General features: G+C 70.2%; 20 protein-coding genes. 13 read left to right on the top strand and 7 right to left on the bottom strand.

Annotation, left to right across the window (positions count from 1 at the left end; translation table 11 throughout):
* Window positions 1-12: 12 nt before the first annotated feature.
* Complete coding sequence (locus tag AC07FN_RS20930) at window positions 13-426, top strand: SdpI family protein (RefSeq protein WP_478397096.1); 414 nt, start codon at window positions 13-15, stop codon at window positions 424-426.
* A 64-nt stretch (window positions 427-490) separates the two neighbouring features.
* Window positions 491-1,456: a magnesium and cobalt transport protein CorA gene (locus AC07FN_RS20925; protein WP_478397095.1), complete on the top strand. Its 966-nt coding sequence runs from the start codon at window positions 491-493 to the stop codon at window positions 1,454-1,456.
* A gap of 125 nt (window positions 1,457-1,581) precedes the next feature.
* On the opposite strand, the gene AC07FN_RS20920 is transcribed toward AC07FN_RS20925, so the two are convergent.
* Both AC07FN_RS20920 and AC07FN_RS20915 read right to left on the bottom strand, forming a co-directional pair.
* The gene (locus AC07FN_RS20920) at window positions 1,582-2,157 is read right to left on the bottom strand and encodes a YqgE/AlgH family protein (RefSeq protein ID WP_452616114.1); all 576 of its coding nucleotides are present in this window, start codon (window positions 2,155-2,157) and stop codon (window positions 1,582-1,584) included.
* Between the two features lie 206 nt (window positions 2,158-2,363).
* Complete coding sequence (locus AC07FN_RS20915) at window positions 2,364-3,812, bottom strand: CCA tRNA nucleotidyltransferase (RefSeq protein WP_478397124.1); 1,449 nt, start codon at window positions 3,810-3,812, stop codon at window positions 2,364-2,366.
* A gap of 249 nt (window positions 3,813-4,061) precedes the next feature.
* Here AC07FN_RS20915 and AC07FN_RS20910 point away from each other — a divergent pair, with 249 nt between their 5' ends.
* The 9 genes from AC07FN_RS20910 (at window position 4,062) to AC07FN_RS20870 (ending at window position 15,031) form a co-directional block, all read left to right on the top strand.
* Window positions 4,062-4,619, top strand: a complete 558-nt coding sequence (locus AC07FN_RS20910) for an NUDIX hydrolase (RefSeq protein WP_358568268.1) — start codon at window positions 4,062-4,064, stop codon at window positions 4,617-4,619.
* Entirely contained in the window at window positions 4,616-6,883 is a 2,268-nt protein-coding gene (locus AC07FN_RS20905; RefSeq protein WP_478397094.1) for a DUF6049 family protein, read from the top strand. The genes AC07FN_RS20910 and AC07FN_RS20905 overlap by 4 nt, the downstream gene beginning before the upstream one ends.
* 224 nt (window positions 6,884-7,107) lie before the next feature.
* Window positions 7,108-8,853: a murein biosynthesis integral membrane protein MurJ gene (gene murJ / locus AC07FN_RS20900; protein WP_478397123.1), complete on the top strand. Its 1,746-nt coding sequence runs from the start codon at window positions 7,108-7,110 to the stop codon at window positions 8,851-8,853.
* A 97-nt stretch (window positions 8,854-8,950) separates the two neighbouring features.
* Entirely contained in the window at window positions 8,951-10,528 is a 1,578-nt protein-coding gene (locus AC07FN_RS20895; protein WP_478397093.1) for a protein kinase family protein, read from the top strand.
* A 120-nt stretch (window positions 10,529-10,648) separates the two neighbouring features.
* Window positions 10,649-11,257 (top strand): RNA polymerase sigma factor SigM, encoded by a 609-nt coding sequence (sigM, locus tag AC07FN_RS20890; protein ID WP_478397092.1) that lies wholly within the window; start codon window positions 10,649-10,651, stop codon window positions 11,255-11,257.
* Window positions 11,254-12,069: an anti-sigma factor gene (locus AC07FN_RS20885; RefSeq protein ID WP_478397091.1), complete on the top strand. Its 816-nt coding sequence runs from the start codon at window positions 11,254-11,256 to the stop codon at window positions 12,067-12,069. Before sigM ends, AC07FN_RS20885 begins: the two co-directional genes overlap by 4 nt.
* A gap of 170 nt (window positions 12,070-12,239) precedes the next feature.
* Window positions 12,240-13,229 carry a thioredoxin-disulfide reductase gene (gene trxB / locus AC07FN_RS20880; RefSeq protein ID WP_478397090.1) on the top strand — a complete coding sequence of 330 codons (990 nt, stop codon included), beginning with the start codon at window positions 12,240-12,242 and terminating at the stop codon, window positions 13,227-13,229.
* 35 nt (window positions 13,230-13,264) lie between these two features.
* Complete coding sequence (gene trxA / locus AC07FN_RS20875; protein ID WP_358568250.1) at window positions 13,265-13,594, top strand: thioredoxin; 330 nt, start codon at window positions 13,265-13,267, stop codon at window positions 13,592-13,594.
* 288 nt (window positions 13,595-13,882) lie between these two features.
* Window positions 13,883-15,031 carry an N-acetylmuramoyl-L-alanine amidase gene (locus AC07FN_RS20870; RefSeq protein ID WP_358313089.1) on the top strand — a complete coding sequence of 383 codons (1,149 nt, stop codon included), beginning with the start codon at window positions 13,883-13,885 and terminating at the stop codon, window positions 15,029-15,031.
* A gap of 230 nt (window positions 15,032-15,261) precedes the next feature.
* Here the strand turns inward: AC07FN_RS20870 and AC07FN_RS20865 are convergent, their stop codons facing one another.
* Entirely contained in the window at window positions 15,262-15,888 is a 627-nt protein-coding gene (locus tag AC07FN_RS20865; protein ID WP_358568247.1) for a GNAT family N-acetyltransferase, read from the bottom strand.
* A gap of 538 nt (window positions 15,889-16,426) precedes the next feature.
* On the opposite strand from AC07FN_RS20865, the gene AC07FN_RS20860 reads away from it, so the two are divergent.
* Window positions 16,427-17,770, top strand: coding sequence for an aminotransferase-like domain-containing protein (locus tag AC07FN_RS20860; RefSeq protein WP_358568244.1), 1,344 nt, complete (start codon window positions 16,427-16,429; stop codon window positions 17,768-17,770).
* Window positions 17,771-18,086: 316 nt separating this feature from the next.
* Window positions 18,087-19,037: a D-alanine--D-alanine ligase family protein gene (locus tag AC07FN_RS20855; RefSeq protein ID WP_478397089.1), complete on the top strand. Its 951-nt coding sequence runs from the start codon at window positions 18,087-18,089 to the stop codon at window positions 19,035-19,037.
* A 121-nt stretch (window positions 19,038-19,158) separates the two neighbouring features.
* Here the strand turns inward: AC07FN_RS20855 and AC07FN_RS20850 are convergent, their stop codons facing one another.
* The 4 genes from AC07FN_RS20850 to AC07FN_RS20835 form a co-directional block, all read right to left on the bottom strand.
* Window positions 19,159-20,160 (bottom strand): ParB/RepB/Spo0J family partition protein, encoded by a 1,002-nt coding sequence (locus AC07FN_RS20850; RefSeq protein ID WP_478397088.1) that lies wholly within the window; start codon window positions 20,158-20,160, stop codon window positions 19,159-19,161.
* Window positions 20,157-21,056 carry a ParA family protein gene (locus AC07FN_RS20845; protein WP_478397087.1) on the bottom strand — a complete coding sequence of 300 codons (900 nt, stop codon included), beginning with the start codon at window positions 21,054-21,056 and terminating at the stop codon, window positions 20,157-20,159. Before AC07FN_RS20845 ends, AC07FN_RS20850 begins: the two co-directional genes overlap by 4 nt.
* A gap of 98 nt (window positions 21,057-21,154) precedes the next feature.
* Window positions 21,155-21,853 (bottom strand): 16S rRNA (guanine(527)-N(7))-methyltransferase RsmG, encoded by a 699-nt coding sequence (gene rsmG, locus AC07FN_RS20840; RefSeq protein ID WP_397527314.1) that lies wholly within the window; start codon window positions 21,851-21,853, stop codon window positions 21,155-21,157.
* 287 nt (window positions 21,854-22,140) lie between these two features.
* Complete coding sequence (locus tag AC07FN_RS20835) at window positions 22,141-22,689, bottom strand: Jag family protein (protein WP_452616124.1); 549 nt, start codon at window positions 22,687-22,689, stop codon at window positions 22,141-22,143.
* Window positions 22,690-22,697: the final 8 nt, after the last annotated feature.

Below are 22,697 nucleotides of genomic sequence, written 5' to 3'. Positions count from 1 at the left end.
TACGCTGTCGGGGTGTTCGCTGTTCAGGTGATCCTCTGCGCGCTCTTGGTCCTCGGCGGGGCGGCGCTGCTGTTCCTCGGCTTCCGCGGGCTGCGGGGCCAACTGGTCCGCAACCGCTACATCGGTGTCCGCACCCCCGCCGCCATGCGCAGCGAGGACGCTTTCGAGCTCGCCAACCGGGCCGCCGGGCCCGCGATGCTGGCGGGCGGCGCGATCGCGGTGCTCGCCGGTGTCTCGATGCCGATGCTGGCCGCCACCTCCAGCGTCGTGATGGTCGCGGTGTTCGGGCTGGTCGGTGCCTTCGCGCTGATGACCGTCGGCGGTGTCGTCGGCAACCGCGCCGCCGAGACGATGCCCGCGCCGGCGCCCGCCGCCGGCTGCGGTGGCTGTGCGGGCGGCTGCTGCGGCGTGCCCAAGCAGAGCTGACTCGCCGGCGAACACGGGCCACGGCTGCGCCGCGTCACGGCGAAGCCGTGGCAACGTGACCCCCATGCTGAGGTGCACCCGCTTCCGCGACGGCCGCCCCGAGGACATCCCGGGCGGCGAGGCTCTCGACGCGCTGCGCGACGTGCCGGCGGACGCCTTCGTCTGGCTAGAGGTGCCGCCGGAGCGGTTCGACCTGCTGCACGAGGCGGCGCGGCTGCTGGACCTGCCCGCGCTGGCCGTCGAGGACGCCGTGCGCGCCCACCAGCGCGCCAAGTTCGAGCGGTACCCGGGCTGCGAGTTCATCGTCCTCAAGGTCCTCGGATACGCCGAGGAGAGCTCGGCGGTCAGCACCTCGGAGCTGATGATGTTCCTGACCGAGCGGGTGCTGATCACGGTGCGGCACGGCGACCAGGACCCGGCCACCGAGGCCCACCGGCGGGCCGCCGACCGGCGAGACCTCGTCGCCATGGGCACGCGGGCGATGGTGTACCTGCTCACGGACTCGGTCGTGGACTCCTACCTGGTCATCGCGGCGGAACTCGGCGAGGACCTCATCGCGCTGGAGCAGCGGGTGTTCGCCCCGAACCGGGACGACCCGACCGAGGACCTGTACTCGCTGAAGCGCGAGGTGCTGGAGTTCCGCGACGCCGTCGAGCCGCTGCTGCCGGTGGCGCACCAGCTGATCCGGCAGGACAACGGCGTGCCCGGGCTGCTCGGCCAGCACTTCCGCAACGTGGCCGACCACGTGATCCGGGCCGAACGCCAGATCGTTTCCTGCGACGAGCTGCTCAACTCGGTGCTCGCCGCCCAGTTCTCCCGGGCCGGGCTGTGGCAGAACGAGGACATGCGCAAGATCTCCGCGTGGGCGGCGATCGCGCTGATCCCGACCATCGTCGGCGCGATCTACGGGATGAACTTCGAGAGCATGCCGGAGCTGCACTGGGCCTTCGGCTACCCGCTGGCGCTGCTGGTGATCGTCTGCCTGTGCTGCGTCCTCTACGTGATGCTCCGCCGGAACCGCTGGCTCTGACTTGTCCACAGGAAGCTGTCCACAACTCTGTGGATAACTTCGAGATCTGGGGATAACTCACCCATCAATCCACAGGCCCGGGGACGGGCGACGGCGATTCCGCGCGAAATCGCCGCCTTGCGGAGCTAGTTGAGCTTGACGTCGCCGGGGTGGGTGGCGAGGAAGGCCAGCGGCGGGCCCTGGCGACGGAGGACCCGGCCCCAGAGCTCGGTGCCCGGGTCGGCGATGACGTCGTCCGGCAGGGCCGGCACGACGATCCAGTCGCCGCGGTCGATCTCCCCGGCGAGCTGGCCGGGCTCCCAGCCGGCGTAGCCGGCGAAGAAACGGAGGCCGCGGGCCCGGGGGACCAGCTCGGCGGGATCGCCGTCGAGGTCGACCAGGCCGACCGGTCCGCGGACGCCGACCATGCCCGCGACCGCCCCGACGTCCTGGCCCGCGTGGAGCGTGGCCAGGCAGATCGCCGTGCGCTGCTCCACCGGCCCGCCGACGAACAGCGACTGCGGTTCGCTCGCGTGCTCGCCCCACTTCGGCAGCACGTCGTGCACCGCCACCTCGCTCGGCCGGTTCAGCACGACGCCCAGGGTGCCCTCGGCGCGGTGGTGGATCACGTAGACCACCGTCCGCCGGAAGTTCCGGTCCAGCAGCTGTGGGGCAGCGACGAGCAGCGTCCCCGGTTCCACGTCCGCGTCTGATCCCACCATCGCATGATCTCACTGGTTGCCCGTGCACGAACCACCCTGACCGAAACCGGGCCCGCCGGCACCGCCCGGAGAGCCCGGATTCCGGCAACAACGACTGATCAGCAATCAGCGATCGCAGGGAGATTTATTCATCACTAATATTAAAACACTCTGACCTGCGGAGATTTCTTCACGGGTCCGGCCAGCGGGGGCCGGGCACCGATGGCTCAGGGAACCTCGATGCCCTGTTCGCGGGCCCAGTTGAACAGCTCCTCGACGGCCTCGTCGTGGGACATCGGGCCGCGGTCCAGGCGTAGCTCTTTCAGGTGCTTCCATGCCTGGCCCACGACCGGTCCGGGCTCGACTCCGAGCAGCCGGATGATCTCGTTGCCGTCCAGGTCCGGGCGGACCTTCGCCAGGTCCTCCGCCGCGGCGATCCGCGCGATCCGCTCCTCCAGGTCGTCGTACGCCCGCTGCAGCGCCGACGCCTTGCGCTTGTTCCGGGTCGTGCAGTCCGCGCGCACCAGCTTGTGCAGCCGGGGCAGCAGCGGGCCGGCGTCGTTGACGTAGCGGCGCACCGCCGAGTCGGTCCACTGGCCGTCGCTGTAGCCGTGGAAGCGCAGGTGCAGGAACACGAGGTCGGCGACGTCCTTGATGACGTCCTTCGGGTAGCGCAGCGCGCGCAGCCGCTTGCGGACCATCTTCGCGCCGACGACCTCGTGGTGGTGGAAGCTCACGCCGCCGCCCGACTCGAACCGGCGGGTGGCCGGCTTGCCGATGTCATGCAGCAGCGCCGCCAGCCGCAGCACCAGGTCCGGCGCGCCGCCCGGATCGTCCGCCTGCTCCAGGTCGATCGCCTGGTCCAGCACGGTCAGCGAGTGCCGGTAGACGTCCTTGTGCTGGTGGTGCTCGTCGATCTCCAGCTTCATGGCCGGCAGCTCGGGCAGCACGTGGTCGGCCAGCCCGGTCTCCACCAGCAGCTCGATGCCGCGCCGCGGGTGCTCGCCGCACAGCAGCTTGGACAGCTCGACCTGAACCCGCTCCGGGGTGATCCGGGTGATCTGGATGGCCATGTCGGTCATCGCCGTCACCACCCGGTCGGCCGCGGTGAAGCCGAGCTGGGAGACGAAGCGGGCGGCGCGCAGCATCCGCAGCGGGTCGTCGGCGAAGGAGTCCTCCGGCGCGGCCGGGGTGTCCAGCCGCCGCTCGGCCAGGTCGGCCATCCCGCCGTGCAGGTCGACGAACGTGCGGGCCGGCAGCTCGATGGCCATCGCGTTCACGGTGAAGTCGCGGCGCACCAGGTCGCCCTCGATGGTGTCGCCGAAGGCGACGTCGGGATTGCGGCTGACCCGGTCGTAGGTGTCGGCGCGGAACGTCGTGATCTCCACGGTCGTGCCGTGCCGGTACGCGCCGAGCGTGCCGAACTGGATCCCGGTGTCCCAGATCGTCTCCGCCCAGCCGGTCAGCAGCTCGCGGACCTGCTCCGGGTGCGCGTCGGTGGTGAAGTCCAGGTCGGTGCCCAGCCGGCCCAGCATCGCGTCCCGCACGCTGCCGCCGACCAGGTACAGCCGGTGGCCCGCGGCGGCGAAGCGCTGCGCGAGCTCCTCGGCGATCGGTGCGACCTTCACCAGCTCCACGACGGCGTTGCGCTGCGCTTGGCGCTCCCGAGCCTGCAGCTCGGCGGGCGTGGCGGAGTCGTGGTGCGGCGAGGAAGGGGACACGATGTACCAGGGTATCGGCTGCTCAGGAGGTCCCCACCGGCTACCTGCGGCATGCGCGCATGCGCACTCGGCCACCCCGGCGCCGGACGAGCGGAGCAGCCGGTTGACCCGGCCGCGCGAACGGGATCGCGGGAGGTCGCCGGGCGGCCGTTCGCCGAGCGACCAGCTCCACTCGGAGGCGCTGATCGCACTACCATCGGCGGCATGCCCCCGTCGCCCGGCCGCTCCGGCGGTACCCAGCCGGGGCGTCGGAACCGGCGCCGGCGACGCAGGCTGCGGACCGTCGACGAGACCTCGGCCGGTGGGCTGGTGGTGAACGGCGTCGAAGGCCGCGCTGCGATCATCGGGAGGCTGGACCGCAAGGGACGACTGCTCTGGTCGCTGCCGAAGGGCCACATCGAGGCGGGCGAGACCGCGGAACAGACCGCGGTGCGCGAGGTCGCCGAGGAGACCGGCATCATCGGCCGGGTGGTGGCCCCGATAGGCACGATCGACTACTGGTTCGTCGCGGGCAACCGGCGCATACACAAGACCGTGCACCACTTCCTGCTGGATGCGGTGGGCGGAGAGCTTTCCGACGAGGACGTGGAGGTCACCGAGGTGGCGTGGGTGCCGCTTGGTGAACTGGACGAGGTACTGGCCTACGCCGACGAACGTCGGCTGGTGCGCCGCGCGCTGAGCTTGCGCGACGGCGAAGCGAACGAGGCGGGCGAGCGGCTCGGGGCCCGGCCGGCACGAGGTAGCGGAACGGAGCCGGGGTGAGGTTTCTGCTTGCCGCGCTGGTCGCGGTGTTGCTGTGCGCGTTGGTTCCGCTGGTCCCGGGCCCGCAGGCGGCCGCGCAGGGCGAGTCTCCGACCGTGCTCGACGTGACCAAGATCACGCCATCCGTGGTGAGCGCCGGTTCGCCCGGCGAGGTCGTCATCACCGGCCGGCTGACCAACACCAGCGATCACCAGATCAACAACGTCGAGGCCCGCGTCCAGCGCGGCAACGCGACCACCACCGAGCCCGCGGTCCAGCGCGCGTTGCGCGACGACCCGGCCACCGTCACCGAGCCCGCGTTCACCTCGGTCGCCGGCCGGCTCGCGCCCGGTCAGCAAATCCCCGTCGAGCTCCGCATCCCCCTGACCGGACCCAACTCCCTGCAGCTCAGCCAGCCCGGCGTGTACCCGCTGCTGATCAACGTCAACGGCGCGCCCAGCGGCGGCGGCCGCGCCCGCATCGCCCAGGCCCAGTTCCTGCTGCCGGTGCTCGCCACCCCGGGCGGCGAGCAGGCACGCCCGGAACGGCCGACCGAGACCAGCATGCTGGTGCCGATCGTCGACTTCCCGCGGCTGGAGCGGGAGGCCATCGGCGGCATGCGCGCGGTGCTGGTGGACGACCAGCTCTCCGCCTCGCTGGCGCCCGGCGGCCGGCTCTACGACCTGGTGCAGGCGGTGACCGACCGCGCGGGCCCCGGCTCGCCGGTGGGCAACGCCCTGTGCTTCGCGATCGACCCGGACCTGCTGATCACCGCCCGCGCCATGAAGGACGGCTACCTGGTGCGCCAGCCCGACAACTCGCTGGTCGAGGGCATCGGCGCCGGCGCCGCCGGCCTGTGGCTGAGCAAGCTGCGCGAGGCCACCAACGGGCGCTGCGTGATGGCGCTGCCCTACGCCGACGCCGACATCGTGGCGCTCGGCCGCGCCGGGCTCCCCGACCTGGTCAAGGGCGCGCTGGACGGCGCCAGCCTGTTGCGCGACCCCAACATCCTGGGCGTCGAACCGCGCGGCCTGCTCTGGCCGGCCGAGGGCGCGCTGGCCGATCCGGCGATCGCCGATCTGCCCCGCACCGCGCTGCTGGAGCCGCGGGCGCTGAACCTCCCCGCCGGATCGCTGTCGCCGGTCCGGGTGCGCGGCAAGGACATGGCCGCCGTCCCGATCGACCCGCTGCTGACCAGCGCGCTCGACCCGCTGCACGACACGGAGCTGAAGGTCACTTCGCTGTCGCCGCCGGAGAACGGGCTGCTGTCCGCTCAGAACGCACTCGGCGCGCTGGCGTTCCGCGCGACGCAGGGCCAGGTGCCGGGCGCCACCTCGGTGCTGGCGCCGCCGCGTCGCTGGAACCTCCGCGGCGACGACCTGCGCGCCCTGCTCGACGGCATGCAGCAGCTGAACGAGGCCGGGCTGATCCGGCTCACCCCGGTGCCCGAACCGAACCCGGCCACGCTGCCGGAGGCCGATCTCGACTACCCGGTGGACGCCGGTTCAGCGGAGATCCCGCAGCCGGTGCTCGACCAGCTCGCCGCGCAGAACTTCAAGGTCGGCGACCTGTACGTGTCCTCCCAGGAGGAGCGGTCCAGCCCCGTCCAGCGCGGCCAGGTCACCACGCCGCTGCGCAACGGCCTGCTCCGCGGCGCCGCCAGCGCCTGGCGCGGCAAGCCCGACGCCGCGCGCCAGTGGGTGGACCGGGCGACCGTCGCGATCAACGACGTGCTCGGGCAGGTCAGCGTCGAGTACTTCGAAGGCCAGCTCATGCGGACGGACTCGGCCGACAGCCCGATCCCGGTGACCGTGGTCAACGACCTGCCGATCACCGTGCACGTGGTGTTCCGGATCCCGCCGGTGCCCGGTGTCGAGATCCAGCAGGACTTCGGCGGCACGCTGTCCATCCCGGCCAACGGGCGGCGCCAGTTCTTGCTGCAGACCAACGCGCAGCGGGCCGGCAAGTTCACCATGGACGTGACCGTCACCACCGAGGCCGGCACCCAGTTCGGCACCACCAAGCGGCTGCAGATCGAGTCCACCAACTACGGCTCGCTGATCCCGATCCTCACCGGGATCGCCGCCGCGTTGCTGGTGCTGATGTCGACGATGCGGATCATCAAGCGGGCCCTGGCCAGGCGCCGCCGGACCGAGGCGGCCGCCTCTGCCGACGGCGCGGAGCCGGCGGAACCCACCGACGCGGCGACGAACGGCGCACCGCAGGACAGCACGGCGGAAACCGCCCACATCGCCACCACCGACGGTGATCGGAACCGGAACTGAGATCCTGAGCGGGGCCACGCCCATCACTCGTAGGTGTGGACCTCGATCGAACGACAGGACCGGTGCGTGCACTCGGTGTGCCGAGGGGCGAAGGATTTGAGGCAGTGAACCGAGACAGGGATGCCGGACGGTTCGGTGGTAATCCCGGGCCGCCCAGGCCCGCGCCGCGCCCGGCACCACGCCCCGATGCCCGCCCGACCGCGCCGATCCGCCGCCCCGGCGCGATGCCCCAAGCGCCGGGAGCACCGCGCGGCTGGCACGTCGCGGAGACCCAGCCGATCCCGGCGGTGCCGCCGGAGCCCGGCATCAGCCAGGCCGCGGAGCAGGCCACCGAGCAAACGCAGGTCATCCGCCCGGTCTCGCCGGGCAAGCCGTCGCTGCTCAAGGCCAGCGGATCGATGGCCATCGCCACCCTGACCAGCCGGATCACCGGCTTCCTGTGGAAGCTGATGCTGGCCGGGACGATCGGCTTCGCGGTCGAGAACGACTCGTTCAACGTGGCCAACACGATGCCGAACATGCTCTTCGAGCTGCTCATCGGCGGCGTGCTGACCAGCGTCGTGGTGCCCGTGCTGGTGCGGGCGAAGAAGTCCGACGCCGACGGCGGTGAGCGGTTCGTCCAGACGCTGATGACGCTGGCCACGGTGGTCCTGGCGCTCGGCACGCTGCTGGCGATGCTCTGCACGCCGATCCTGACCTGGGCGCTGGTCACCGATTCCGACGCCTCCAACCGGGATCTGGTCAGCGCCTTCGCGTACCTGCTGCTGCCGCAGATCTTCTTCTACGGCATCAGCGCGCTGGTCGGCGCGATCCTGCAGGCGAAGCAGATCTTCAGCCCGCCGGCCTGGGCGCCGGTGGTGAACAACCTGGTCGTGATCGCCACCATCGGCGTCTACGTGCTGCTGCCGGGGCGGCTCACGATCGACCCGGTGTCGATGACCGACGCGCACCTGCTCGTGCTGGGCGTCGGCGTCACCCTCGGCGTGGTCTGCCAGGCCGCGGTGCAGGTGCCGGCGCTGCGCAAGACCGGATTCCGGTTCCGCTGGCGGTGGGGCTGGGACCCGCGGTTGTCGGAGTTCGGCGGGCTCGCGCTGTGGATGCTCGGTTACGTGGCGGTCAGCCAGGTGGGGCTCTGGGCGCTCACCCGGGTGGCCACGGGTGCCGCTGGCGGCGCGCTGTCGACCTACACGTACGCGTGGATGCTGCTGCAGCTGCCCTACGGCGTGATCGGCTTCTCGATCATGACCGCGATCCTGCCGCGGATGAGCGCCGCCGCCGCGGACGGCGACAACGCCAAGGTGATCGACGACCTGTCGCTGGGCAACCGACTGTCCACTGTGACCTTGTTGCCGATCAGCGCGGTCATGACCGCGCTCGGCGTCCCGCTGGCGGTGGCCCTCTTCACGACGGCCAAGCCCGACCTGCTCGAACAGGCCAACACCCTCGGGCTCGGCCTGGCCGTCTCCGCGTTCGGCGTGCTGCCCTACGCGCTGACGATGATGCAGATGCGCACGTTCAACGCGTTCAACGACGCGCGCACCCCCACCCTGATCATGGTCGTGATGACCGTCGCGAAGGTGCTGATGGCCTTCGCGCTGCCCTCGGTGCTCGCGCCCGAGCACGTGGTGTTCGGCCTGTGCTTCGTCAACTCGTTCACGTTCGTGGTCGGTTGGCTGGTCGGCGAAGCCTGGCTGCGGCACCGGCTCGGCCCGCTGGGCAGCCGGCGTTTCCTTGTCACACTGGCAAAAACGTTGACGGCCTCGGTGCTGGGTGGGCTCGTCGCCTGGGCGAGCACGCTCGGCGTGGACGCGCTGATCCCCGGAACCGCCGGCGCGGGAACGGGATGGTTGCAGCTGATCGTCGGCGTGCTGGTCGGTTTCGCGGCGATCTTCGGCCTGATGTCCTTGCTGCGAGTGACGGAACTCCAGCCTGCGATCGGGCGGCTCACCGGTTTGCTGCGTCGTCGCTGACTTCCGCGTCACGTACCCTCGTTGGCGAAGTCTCCTTCCGTGGGGGATAGGGGTGGCACGCAACCCCTTGCAGACCGGGAGGAGCGGGAGAGGGAAGGTGACCAGCAAACCCACCGAGCAGATCGCGGCGGAACGCGACGAGTCCGGCGACGAGGGTTCGACCGAGCAGGCGCTGACCCCTGGCCGCGTACTGGATCATGGCCGGTATCGACTCCTTTCCCAGGTCGGCGTCGACGACCGCTGCAACGTGCAGCTGTGGCGGGCCAAGGACGGTGTGCTCGGACGGGATGTCGCGCTCACGGTCCTGGTCGGCGACCGCTCGGACGCCGAGGCGGCGTCGAACGCGCGCCGGACCCTGGAACGCGCGATGCACGCCAGCACCTTCAACCACATCGGCGTCGCGCGGGTGCTCGACGTCGTCACGCAGTCCTCCAGCGATCCGACCGGCGTGCTCGGCATCGTGATCGCCGAGTGGACCCACGGCACCGACCTGCTCGACCTGGTCGCCGAAGGCCCGCTGCCGCCCGGCACCGCGGCCCGGCTGCTGCAGCCGCTGGCCGCCGCGGTCGAGGCGGCGCACCACGCCGGGCTGGTGCTGGGCGCCGACCACCCGCAGCGGATCCGGGTCACGCCGGACGGCGAGATCCGGATGGCCTTCCCCGGCCCGATGGCGCAGGCCACCTCCAGCGACGACGTGCGCGGTCTCGGCTCCGCGCTGTACCTGCTGCTCACTGGCCGCTGGGCGCTCGGCCCCGCGCCGGAGGGCCTACCCGCCGCCCCGACCGGCCCCGACGGCAACCTGGTCGCGCCGCGCACGCTGCGCCCGACCGTACCGCTGGAGCTGTCCACGGTCGCGGTGCGCGCGCTGGGCAACCCCGACTCCACGGGCACCACCGGCGGTGTCCGCACCGGTGCCGCCGTGCTCCGCGTGCTGGAGCAGCACGCGACCTTCGAAACCACCAGCACGGTGGGGCAGAGCGGGCAGTCCACCGAGAGCAACGAGGTCTGGCGGCGCGAGGACCCCAAGCCGGACCAGGAGAAGCGCAAGAAGCTGATGATCAGCGTCGGCGTGCTCGCGGTGGCCACGCTGCTGGTGGTCGGCTGGATCGCGGCGTCCCTGATCGGCATGTTCACCGAGAACAGCGCGACCCGCGGCACGGGCCAGGTCATCGGCGAATCCGGCAACCACCCCGGCGGCCAGCAACCGCCACCCGCTCAGCCGCCGGCGGCCGCGACCCCGGTGAAGATCACCGGCGGCGTGTCGTTCAACACCAGCGGCGACGCCGATGCGCCTGGTCGCATCCCGAACCTGTTCGACGGCAACCCCGGCACCTGGTGGTCGACGTTCAACTACCGGCAGCAGCTCGGCCCGGGCGGCATCAGCAACGGCACCGGCGCGGTGCTGACGCTGGAGCGTGCGGCGGTGCTCCGCGAAGTCGTGATCAACTCGCAGAGCGCGGGAACCAAGGTGGAGATCCGGCAGGTCAACGGCACGCCGAGCATGGACGGCAAGCTGCTCGGGTCCGCGGTGCTCAACGCCGGGGACACCCCGATCCAGATCCAGGCCGATTCGCCCAGCCAGCAGATCCTGGTCGTGATCACCCAGCTGGTGCCCAACAACGGCGAGTTCGCGTCGCAGATCAGCGAGGTCACGGTCAGCGGCAGCGTCGCCTGATCGGTCGGGAGCGCGCGCGGGGTTCCGCCCGGGCGCGCTCGTGATCGTTGACCTGGCCCGATCCGTCACTCGTCAGTGGGGCGGGTGTGCCGGTTCACACGAACAGTAAAGTTCTGTTCCGTGTCTGTCCCCGTCAGCTCGGACGCCGAACTCATAGCGGCGCATACCAACGGAGATCCACATGCGTTCTCCGAGCTCTTCCGCCGACATCGGGATCGGCTGTGGGCGGTTGCGCTGCGGACCATGCGCGATCACGAAGACGCCGCGGATGCGCTTCAGGACGCGATGATCTCGGCCTTCCGCAACGCGTCATCGTTCCGCGCCGAATCCCAGGTGACCACCTGGCTGCACCGGATCGTGGTGAACGCCTGCCTCGACCGGATCCGCCGCCGCCAGGCCCGTCCCACCGTCCCCCTTCCGGAGACAGGCCCCACCGAACCGGCGGTGCCGCGCGACGCGATCGCCGAACAGGACACCAGGATGGCGGTCCAGGAGGCGCTCGCCGAACTCCCCGAAGATCAACGCTCCGCGATCGTCCTGGTGGACGTGGAGGGATACTCCGTGGCTGAGACCGCGGTGGTGCTGGGCGTTGCGGAGGGCACCGTCAAGAGCCGGTGCGCACGTGGTCGGGCCAAACTCGCCAAACTTCTGGGGCACCTGCGGAACCCAAGTGCAGATGCGAACGTCCCAGATGACGCGATGGCCATCCGTCGACGGGAGGGACGATGAGTGGTGAACAACGGCGCACGGGGGCGCCGCAGGGACCACCGTGGCCCCTGGACCTGCTGGCCGATCTGCACGCGGGGGTGCTGGACCAGCAGACCGCCGATCAACTGCGCGTCCAGGTCCAGGATGACCCGGAGGCACGGGAGATCCTGGCGGCGTTGGACGCCACCAGTTCCGATCTGGCGGCACTGCCGCCACTGACGATTCCGGACGACGTCGCGGCACGCATCGACGCCGCGCTGGAGGACGAGGTCCGGGCCTGGGCCCAGGAGCAGAGCGGTGCTGCGGCACCTGCCGAGCCCGTGGCCCCGCAGCCCGCACCAGCCGCCGAGGAAGGCGGCCAGGTGATCGACTTCGCGGCGGCCAAGCGGCGCCGCCGGCGGAAGTTCACGCTGGGCGCCGGACTGGTCGGCGTGGCCGCGGCGGCCGCCGCGGTGGTGTTCTCGGTCCTGCCGAACAGCACGAGCTCCGACAGCAACCAGGCGCAGCCCGGTGCGACGACCGGCAGACCCGCGCCGCTGGCGCTGCAGGGTGATCAGGTCACGCTGAACGGCGAGCAGTTCGGCGAGATCATGAAATCGGAGCAGTACAGCAGCGCGCTGGCCGATCCGCAGCTGCTCATCGGCTGCCTGCAGGCCAACGGCGTCACGGGCGGCAAGCCGCTCGGGGCGCGGGAGATCACGCTCAACGGGAACCCGGCCCAGCTGCTGATCCTGCCCGGGGGCGGCCTCGGCAAGTTCCGCCTCTTAGCGGTCGGACCCGACTGCGGTCCGGGCAACCCGGCCAAGATCTCGGACTCCACCTTCGGCGGCTGAGCCGCCGGAACGCAGCCGCGCCGGCTCCCGGCCCATGGGACGGGAGCCGGCTTCGCTGTGCCCTGCCGCACCGCCTCCCCATGATCGGGAACAGACCCGAATAGGATCGCGTTGAGCCGGATACGGTCGCGCGCCGAGCGCGGCGGAGACGCTACGACGGAAGGGGCGCGGTGACTGACGACGTCCGCAACGTGATCATCGTGGGCTCTGGCCCTGCCGGGTACACCGCTGCGGTGTACGCCGCACGGGCGGAACTCGAACCACTCGTCTTCGAGGGCACCCAGTTCGGTGGCGCGTTGATGACCACCACCGAAGTGGAGAACTTCCCGGGCTTCCGGGAAGGGATCATGGGCCCCGACCTGATGCAGGAGATGCGGTCCCAGGCCGAGCGCTTCGGCGCCGAGCTGCGGGCCGAGGACGTCGAACGCCTCGACCTGACGGGCCAGGTCAAGACCGTGCTGGCCAACGGTGTGGAGTACCGCGCGAAGGCCGTCATCCTGGCGATGGGCGCGGCCGCCCGCTACCTCGGCGTGCCCGGTGAGGAGCGGCTGCTCGGCCGCGGCGTCTCCGCCTGCGCCACCTGCGACGGGTTCTTCTTCCGCGACCAGGACATCGCCGTCATCGGCGGCGGTGACTCGGCGATGGAGGAGGCCACCTTCCTGACCCGCTTCGCGCGGTCGGTGACGATCATCCACCGCCGCGAGGAGTTCCGCGCCTCCAAGATCATGCTGGAGCGGGCCCGGGCCAACGAGAAGATCAAGTGGCTGACCAACAAGGCGGTCACCGAGGTCGTCGGCGACACCACCGTCAGCAGCCTCAAGCTGCGCGACACGGTCACCGGCGAGACCTCCGAGCTGGACGTGAGCGGCATGTTCGTCGCCATCGGCCACGACCCGCGCAGCGAGCTGGTGCGCGACCAGGTCAGCGTGGACGACGAGGGCTACGTGCAGGTCCAGCAGCCCACCACGCACACCGGCCTCCCCGGCGTGTTCGCCGCGGGCGACCTGGTGGACCACACCTACCGGCAGGCGATCACCGCCGCGGGTTCCGGCTGCTCCGCGGCCATGGACGCCGAGCGCTGGCTCGCCGAGCACGACGTGCCCCAGGCCGAGATGGCCGCAGAGCTCGTCGGCGGCGGCTACGGGCCCTCGGCGAACTGACTCCAGGCAGCACCAAACCGATAGGGAGAAGGAACATGGCCGACACCAACACGGTGGTCGTCGACGAGAGCACGTTCAAGGAAAAGGTCCTGGACAGCGACAAGCCGGTCCTGGTCGACTTCTGGGCCACCTGGTGCGGCCCGTGCAAGATGGTCGCCCCGGTGCTCGAGCAGATCGCCGGTGAGCACAAGGACAAGATCGTCGTCGCCAAGCTGGACATCGACGCCAACCCCAGCCTGCAGCGCGACTACCAGGTGATGTCGATCCCGACCCTGCTGCTGTTCGACAAGGGCCAGCCGGTCAAGCAGATCGTCGGCGCCAAGCCGAAGGCGGCGCTCGAGTCCGACCTGTCCGATTACCTGTGAAATCGGACTCCATCTGACGCAACCGAATAACGCGGTCCCGCCGTCTCTCCGATAGGACAGTGACGGCGGGATCGTGTTTTCGCGCACTCAACGAGATCACCCACCCACGGACCGTTGTCGCACGTCCGCCCCGGTGGCCGTGGGCCGCAGCGCCGGGTCCCGGTACACAAGGCACAATGACCCGACGGGTCCGCCTTCCGGACCCTGCACGCAGAACAGGACCCCGGGTATCCCCGGCCATCCTTCGCGTCGGTGCCAAAACCGGCGCCTGAATCGAGCGAGGAGTGCATGCAGCTGCTCCACCGCGGTGACGTCGGTCCGGCCGTTGCCGAGATCAAGAACACTCTTGCGGCGTTGGGTCTACTTCCGTCCAACGGTCGGACGGGACCGGTGATCTACGACGAAGCGGTGGAACAAGCGGTCCGGGTCTTCCAGCAACAACGCGGGTTGATCACCGACGGCGTCGTCGGCCCGGCGACGTACCGGGCGCTGACGGACGCGCGCTGGCGGCTCGGCGACCGCTCGCTGGCCTTCCTGGTGTCCAAGCCGATCAGCGGCGACGACGTCTTCGCGCTGCAGGAACGGCTGCTGGAGCTCGGCTTCGACGCGGGCCGCCCGGACGGCATCTTCGGCCGGGAGACCGAGCAGGCGCTGCGCAGCTTCCAGCGGGACTACGGGCTGAACCCGGACGGCATCTGCGGGCCGGGCACGCTGCGGGCGCTCAAGCAGCTCGCGCCGAAGGTCCGCGGCGGGCGACCGGTGTTCCTGCGGGAGCAGGAGAAGGTCCGGCGTGCTGGACCGCGGCTGCGTGGAAAGCGCATCGTGATCGATCCAGGGCACGGCGGTGCGGACCGCGGCGTCTGCCTGGGCAACGTGCACGAGGCCGACCTGACCTGGGACCTGGCCCGCCGGTTGGAAGGCCGGATGGTCGCCACCGGGATGGAAGCGCTGATCACCCGCGGCCCCAACGCGAGCCCGCCGGACGCCGACCGGGCCGGCTTCGCCAACGAGGCCGGCGCCGACATGTTCCTGTCGCTACACATCGACGCCAACCGCTCGCCGCTGGCGGAGGGCGTCGCCAGCTTCCACTTCGGCACCGGCAACGGCACCACGTCCACCGTGGGGGAGGCCCTGGCGGGCTTCCTGCAGCGCGAGATCGTCGCCCGCACGGGGCTGCGGGACTGCCACACGCACCCGAAGACCTGGGACGTGCTGCGGCTGACCCGGATGCCCGCGGTGCGGATGGAGATCGGCTACCTGACCAACGCCCGGGACCGCAGCCGGCTGCTGGACCCGGCGTTCCGGGACGTCGTGGCGGAGGGCCTGCTGGTCGCGGTGAAGCGGCTGTACCTGCTGGGCAAGGACGACCAGCCCACGGGCACCTTCACCTTCGACGACCTCCTGCGCCACGAGCTCGCCCGCGCCGAAGGCGCCTGACCACTCCTGGTCTCCCCGGTCGACCGCAATTTCAATGGAAATCGAAGGTCCGATTTCCATTGAAATTGCGGCGAACGAAACCCGGGTTCTGCGATGCGGAAGTTTTCGGTGGGGATTTGTCGACTTGGTGACTTGGCGGCTTGGCGGCTTGACCACTCCGGGCGCCGGGGCACCTGGGTCGCCGAGCCTGGGTCCCGGGGCACCTGGGTCGCGGGTGGTCTTGGGGGCGGTCAGGCGCCGCCGACCATCGGTTCCGCCGTTTTGATCGTCACCGAGCTCAGCAGCCGCTCCAGCGCCGCTTCCACGTCTTCCTTCCAGGAGATCGCGGTGCGCAGTTCCAGCCGCATCCGCGGCCACTTGGGGTGCTGGCGGACCGTCTTGAATCCCACCTGCTGCAGGAATCCGGCCGGGATCACGCAGCCCGAGGCCGAGCCCGTCAGGTCACCGAACGCCTCCACGGCCTTCACGCCACGCCGGGTCAGGTCCTTCGCCACGTTCTGCACCAGTACGCGCCCCAGCCCGCCGTGCTCGTACTCAGGCTGCACGCGCAGCGCCGTGAGCAGCACTGCATCGGCGCTCACCGGGGCGGTGGGGAAGGCTCCGCCACGCGGCACGGCCGCGGGAGGGGCGTACATGGCGTAGCCCGCCGGCACCCCGTCCACGTAGATGATGCGGCCGCAGGAACCCCACTCCAGCAGCACGCTGGAGACCCAAGCTTCCTTCTCCAGTTCGGTCTCGCCGAACTCCTCGGCCTGCTCCCGGACGTGCGGCGCCAACTCCCAGAAAACGCATCGGCGACACCGCTGGGGCAGGTGGTCGAGGTTGTCCAGCGTGACGCCGACGACGCGTCGCGACACCTGACCTCCTGGAAACCCGCACGAACCCGCGCACATCCGGCGGGAATGTCGCCAGGATAAGCCGCCGCAGGCCGCGACCGGAAGCGCCAGCGCTCACCGTCAGCACCCCAATGGGGTGAGATGGGTTACCGCCCAGTCGGTTTGGTGCCGGTGACCGGCACGACCATCGGCGCCACCCGCAACCCAACCCCGGAGCCATCTGAACAACCGCCGCCGCGACGCCCGGCGCAGCATGTGCGAGAGCCGCCGCAAGCGGCGCAGCCGCTTAACCCACTCCGCAACTCGCACCGCCGCGGGTTCTCAGACGTCGTCTGGCGAGGACAGCTCCGTGGTCATACGTAAGTCGGGGGATCCCGGAGTCCAGACGGCGGCCGTAACTCCCGCAGGGGGCCGCTACCCGCACCGCCACGCAAAACGAGTTCGGAGAAGGCGAGAGGTGCTGGTTACATGTCGAGGGGGTTGTGGCGATAGGACCTATAGAATCGCCCGATCGTCCCCATGGGACGACCAGAGCGCACAACCGAAACCGGAGCGCGATATGTCGGATCACGGAAGCCAGCCGGCCAAGCCGGAACAGCCCAGCTCGCCCGAGAAGCCCGCACGCAACCTGGACGCGTACCGGGCGCACTACGCCGAGCGGACCGCTGGGATGACCGCCTCCGAGATCCGAGCTCTCTTCGCCGTCGCCAGCCGCCCCGAGGTGGTATCCCTGGCCGGCGGCATGCCGAACCTCGCCGCGCTGCCGCTGGACTCGCTGGCCGCCGAGGTCGCCCGGTTGATCTCCGTCGACGGCCAGGTGGCGCTGCAGTACGGCTCCGCGCACGGCGTTCCGGAGCTGCGCGAGCAGATCTGCGACGTCATGGCGCTGGAGGGGATCTCCGCCCACCCGGACGACGTGATGGTCACCGCGGGCTCCCAGATGGCCCTGGACATGGTCACCCGGATCTTCTGCGACCCGGGCGACGTCATCCTCGCCGAGGGCCCATCCTACGTCGGCGCGCTCGGCTCGTTCGCCGCCTACCAGGCCGAGGTCGTGCACGTCGCGATGGACGACGACGGCCTGCAGCCCGACGCGCTGCGCCAGGCCATCGCCAACGTGAACGCGCAGGGCAAGCGGATCAAGTTCCTCTACACGATCCCGAACTTCCACAACCCGGGCGGCATCACGCTGGCCCTGCCGCGACGCGCCGAGATCCTGGAGATCTGCGCCCAGCACGGCATCCTGGTGGTGGAGGACAACCCGTACGGCCTGCTCGGCTTCGACGGCCAAGCGCTCCCGGCACTGCGCAGCATGGACGCGGACAACGTCGTGTACCTCGGTTCGTTCTCCAAGACCTTCGCCTCGGGCCTGCGGGTCGGCTGGGTGCTGGCGCCGCACGCGATCCGGGAGAAGCTGGTGCTGACCGCGGAGTCGGCCACGCTGTGCCCGCCCACGCTGAACCAGATGATCGTGTCCCGCTACCTGAGCACGCACGACTGGCAGGGGCAGATCAAGATCTTCCAGGAGCAGTACCGCGAGCGTCGCGACGCGATGCTCAGCGCGCTGGAGCAGTACATGCCCCCGGGCTGCACGTGGACGCGCCCGGACGGCGGCTTCTTCGTCTGGCTGACCGTGCCGGAAGGCGTGGACACGAAGGCGATGCTGCCGCGCGCGGTGACCCAGCGCGTCGCGTACGTGTCGGGCACCGGCTTCTACCACGACGGGTTCGGCAGCCGGCAGATGCGGCTGTCGTTCTGCTACCCGACACCGGAACGGATCCGCGAGGGCGTGCGGCGACTGGCCAACACGCTGACCGAGGAGATGGAGCTGGTGCGAACCTTCGGCACGGTGCCCCAGCGCAGCGTCCAAGGCCCGCAGGCTCCGTCGCCCGACACGGCGTAGAGTTTTCGCCGAATCCTGGCAGGAAAAGGGTTCGCTGGCTGATTTGCGCAGGTGGTCCCTCAGCGGAACCTCAGACGCCGTCTCGACTGCGGGATCCCCGACTTGTGCATGACCACGGGGCTGTCCTTGCGAGACGGCGTCTGAGAACCCGCGGGGGTGCCGGTTGCGTGCGTGGCGGCAAGCGGCTTCGCCGCTTGCCCTGCGGTGGGACGGATCTCGCCTGCCAATCCGCGTGATCCGAAACGAGAAAACGGTCCACTGTGCACCAGGAGTCCTCCTGAGCACAGTGGACTACTACTTTCCAGGGGTGTGCTGAGTGTCTGATCGCTGGGTTGCCGTGCTCGCCGGAGGGCTGTCGCACGAGCGCGAGGTGTCGTTGCGCTCCGGGCGCCGATTGTCCGCCGCGCTGCGCTCGGTCGGCTTGACCGTGGCGGAGTGGGATGCGGACGCCCGGCTGCTGTCCCGCATCGAGCAGGAGCGCCCCGATGCGGTCGTGGTCGCCCTCCACGGCGGGGAAGGGGAGAACGGCGCGGTTCAGGCCGTGCTGGACATGATCGGCGTCCCGTACGTCGGCACCGGCCCGCACGCGTGCCGCAGGGCGTGGGACAAACCCACCGCCAAGGCCGAGCTGGCGCGCGCCGGACTGGCCACCCCGGACTGGGTCGCGCTGCCGCACGCCACCTTCCGCGAGCTCGGCGCGCAGGCGGTGCTGGATGCGCTCGTGGCGAAGCTCGGGCTGCCGTTGATGCTCAAGCCGGACCAGGGCGGGTCGGCGCTGGGCGCGCACGTCGTGCGCGCCGCCGCTGAACTCCCGTCGGCGATGGTGGGCGCGCTGTCCTACGGGGACGCGGTGCTCGTCGAGCAGTTCGTGGAGGGCACCGAGGTGGCGATCACCGTCATCGACGGGCCGGACGGTCCGGAGGCGCTGCCCGCGGTGCAGATCGAACCGGCGGACGGGGTTTACGACTACACCGCCCGATACACCGCCGGGCTCACGAGCTACCGCGCACCCGCCGAGGTCTCGCCGGAGGCCGCCGCCGCTGCGGGCGAGTTGGCGATCGCCGCGCACCGACTGCTCGGGCTCCGCGACGTCTCCCGAACCGACGCGATCATCGACCGCAACGAGACGCCGCACTTCCTCGAAGTCAACGTGTCGCCCGGACTGACTGAGACCTCTCTGCTGCCGATGGCGGTCGAGGCCGCCGACCGGTCGCTGGGGGAGGTCTTCGCGACTCTCGTAGAGCGGGCGATCGCGCGATCGCAATGATCCGCCGTTTCACGTGAAACAAGAGGGCCGGTCTCCGATGAGACCGGCCCACTTGTTTTGGTCACCAATAGTGATTTTCAATCACTCAAAGTCATCGTCACCGTGACGAAAGACCCCGGTGTCATTGATCGTCGAGTCCGCGGGCACGTTCACCCAAGATCAACTCCGTGACCCGTTCAAGATCGTCCACGGACCCGAACTCGACGACGATCCGCCCCTTGCGCTTGCCGCGCTCCACCTTGACCCTCGTGTCGAAGTGGTTGGACAGCCGATCGGCCAGCCGCTCGAAGCCAGGGGCCTGGATCGGCTTCTTCGCCGCCGGCTTCTCCTTCGCGGGCGCTGCCGACTTCTGGAGCGTCACCGCTTCCTCCGTCGCGCGGACCGACATGCCCTCCGCGACGATCCGCTTCGCGAGGTCCTCCTGGGCTCCGGCGTCCTCCAGGCTGAGCAGAGCGCGGGCGTGCCCGGCCGAGAGGACCCCGGCCGCCACCCGGCGCTGCACCGCCATCGGCAGCCGCAGCAGACGGATGGTGTTCGAGATGACCGGGCGGCTGCGGCCGATCCGGTCGGCCAGCTCGTCGTGCGTCACGCCGAACTCCTCCAGCAGCTGCTGGTAGGCCGATGCCTCTTCGAGCGGGTTGAGCTGAACCCGGTGGATGTTCTCCAGCAGCGCGTCGCGGAGCAGCTCGTCGTCCTGCGTCTTGCGGACGATGGCCGGGATGAACTCCAGCCCGGCCAGCTGCGAGGCGCGCCACCGGCGCTCGCCCATGATCAGCTCGAACTGATCGGCTTCGAGCTCGCGGACCACGATGGGCTGCATCAGGCCGAACTCGCGGATGGAGTGCTGCAGCTCCTGCAGCGCCTCCTCGTCGAAGACCTGACGCGGCTGCTTGGGGTTCGGCGTGATCGAGGAGATGGCGATCTCGCGGTAGACCGCACCGGCCACGGTGCCGCCGGTTTCACGTGAAACCGGCTCCTCCGCCTGCTCGGTGCTCGGCGCACCGCGGAGCACCGGACTGCGCAGCGCGGCGCCGTCGGCTCCCACTGGGGGAGCGCCGGCCGGGGGACCGCTGGGGATCAGCGCGGCGATGCCACGGCCGAGACCGCCTCGACGCTCGGTCATGCTGTCTTCCTCTCGGCCCCCCGCTCGGCGATCTCCCGAGCGGCGTCCAGGTAGCTCATCGACCCGCGCGAGCCCGGGTCGTACGTCAGCACTGTCTGGCCGAAGCCGGGCGCCTCGGAGATCTTCACGCTGCGCGGGATGACCGTCCGCAGCGCCAGCTCGCCGAAGTGCCCGCGCACCTCGGCGGTCACCTGATCCGCCAGCTTGGTGCGCCCGTCGTACATCGTCAGCAGGATCGTCGAGACCCACAGCGCCGGGTTCAGGTGCGCCTGCACCAGCTCGATGTTGCGGAGCAGTTGCCCCAGGCCCTCCAGCGCGTAGTACTCGCACTGGATCGGGATCAGCACCTCGTGCGCGGCGACCATCGCGTTCACCGTGAGCAGGCCCAGCGACGGCGGGCAGTCGATGAAGACGTAGTCGGGCGCGAGCTGCTCCACCGCATCGGAGCTCAGCGCCTCCTTCAGACGGCCCTCGCGCGCCACCATGGTGACGAGCTCGATCTCCGAGCCCGCTAGGTCGATCGTCGCCGGCACGCACCACAGGTTCTTCGACTGGGTGCTCTGCGCCGCCGCGTCGGCGATGTTGATTTCGCCGAGCAGCACCTCGTACACCGACGGCACGCCGGAGCGGTGTTCGACGCCCAGCGCGGTGCTCGCGTTGCCCTGCGGGTCGAGGTCGATGACCAACACCTTGAGCCCGTGCAGCGCGAGCCCGGCGGCGAGGTTCACCGTGCTCGTCGTCTTGCCGACGCCGCCCTTCTGGTTCGCCACGGTGATGATCCGCCGGCGGCTGGGGCGGGGGAGTTCCAGGGCCTCCGGGTGCAGCACCCGGGTCGCCCGCTGGGCCTCCTCCATGATCGGCGTCCAGCCGATGTCGTCCCTGCCGAAGCTGCTCATCGACGGGTCGCTACCCGGCCCGGAAGGAAACCGCAGCCCGCCCATTGCACGCCCCTTCGTTTCACGTGAAACACGACCCGCTCCGTTTGACTCCGGATTCACCGTCCACGATCCTTTCTCGTTCGACGTGCACCGTCACGACGCCGACCGGACGCATTTCGGGCCGCCGAGACCCGCTCCACCACGACGACGGTCGTCGGCACTTCGAGAACGCCGACGCCGCACGAAACCACCTCGCCGGGGCCGCCACCGACCGCGGCGATCGCCGCGGCGTCCCGTTCGAGTTCCTCCGCCGCGCTCTCGCCCTTCATGGCGAGCAGCCGGCCGCCCGTCCGCAGCAGCGGGACGCACCACTTCGCGAGCCGTTCCATCGGTGCCACGGCGCGCGCGGTCACGGCGTCCTGATCGGCCAGCCGTTCGCGCACCGGACCCTCCTCGGCACGTCCGCGCACCACCTCGACGGTGAGCGCCAACTCGGTGATGACTTCCTGCAACCACGTCACCCGTCGAGCCATCGGCTCCAACAGGGTCAGGCTGAGATCCGGGCGGGCGATCGCCAACGGGATGCCCGGCAGCCCCGCCCCAGAGCCTACGTCCAACACCCGGCAATTCGGTGGCAGCAACTCCGCAATGACCGCAGAGTTCAACAAATGTCTTTCCCAGAGCCGGTCCAACTCGCGCGGACCAATCAATCCGCGGCGGATCCCGTGCTCCTGGAGCAGGTCGTAGAACCGTTCGGCCAACGCCACTCGCTCACCGAACACGACCTGCGCCGCCGCCGGCACACCTTCGGTCAAAGCATTCACCCCGATGTTTCACGTGGAACCAGGTGTCTGACCTAAGCCTGCCGGATTGCGCTCCGCAGCCAAGCATCAACCCACGTTTCACGTGAAACCCACCGCTTCGGGCTCGCAGGCCTGCGGGGAAGGATGCGCTTTCGGCGATGTTTCACGTGGAACACGGCCCAAACACACCGGTGCTCCTGCCGCATCGGACAGGAGCACCGGCTCAAGATATTCAGTTCAACCAACCGCGACTGCGAAGCTCAACTCGCACCGCCACGCAGAACGAGCCGTCTGTTCTCCTAGCTCTTGAAGACGACGACCTTGCGGTTGGGCTCTTCGCCTTCGCTCTCGCTGTGGACACCGTCGACGGCCGCGACCGCGTCGTGGATGATCTTCCGCTCGAACGGGGTCATCGGGCGCAGTCGCGCCTCCTTGCCGCTCTCCAGCACGCCCTCGGCGGTCGACCGCCCGAGCTCCGTCAGCTCCTGCCGACGGCCCGCCCGCCAGCCGGCGACGTCCAGCATCAGCCGGCTGCGGACACCGGTCTCCTGCTGCACCGCGAGCCGAGTCAGCTCCTGCAGCGACTCCAGCACCTGACCGCGGGTGCCGACCAGCTTCTCCAGGTCTTCGCCGCCGTCGATGCTCACCACCGCACGGCCGGCCTCCACGTCGAGGTCGATGTCCCCGTCGTAGTCCAGCAGGTCGAGCAGCCTCTCGAGGTAGTCACCCGCGATGTCGCCCTCCTGCACCAGGAGCGCCTCGGTGTTCGACACCTCGGACTTCTCGGCGGTCTCTTCGTTCTGGGGCTCGGCCGCGGACGGGCTCGACTCCTGCACGGTTTCGGACACTGGGTGTC

Source organism: Saccharopolyspora sp. NPDC045941 (genome assembly GCF_056431445.1).
Note: the sequence above shows the minus strand (reverse complement) of the source record. Positions and strands in the feature narration are given on the sequence as shown.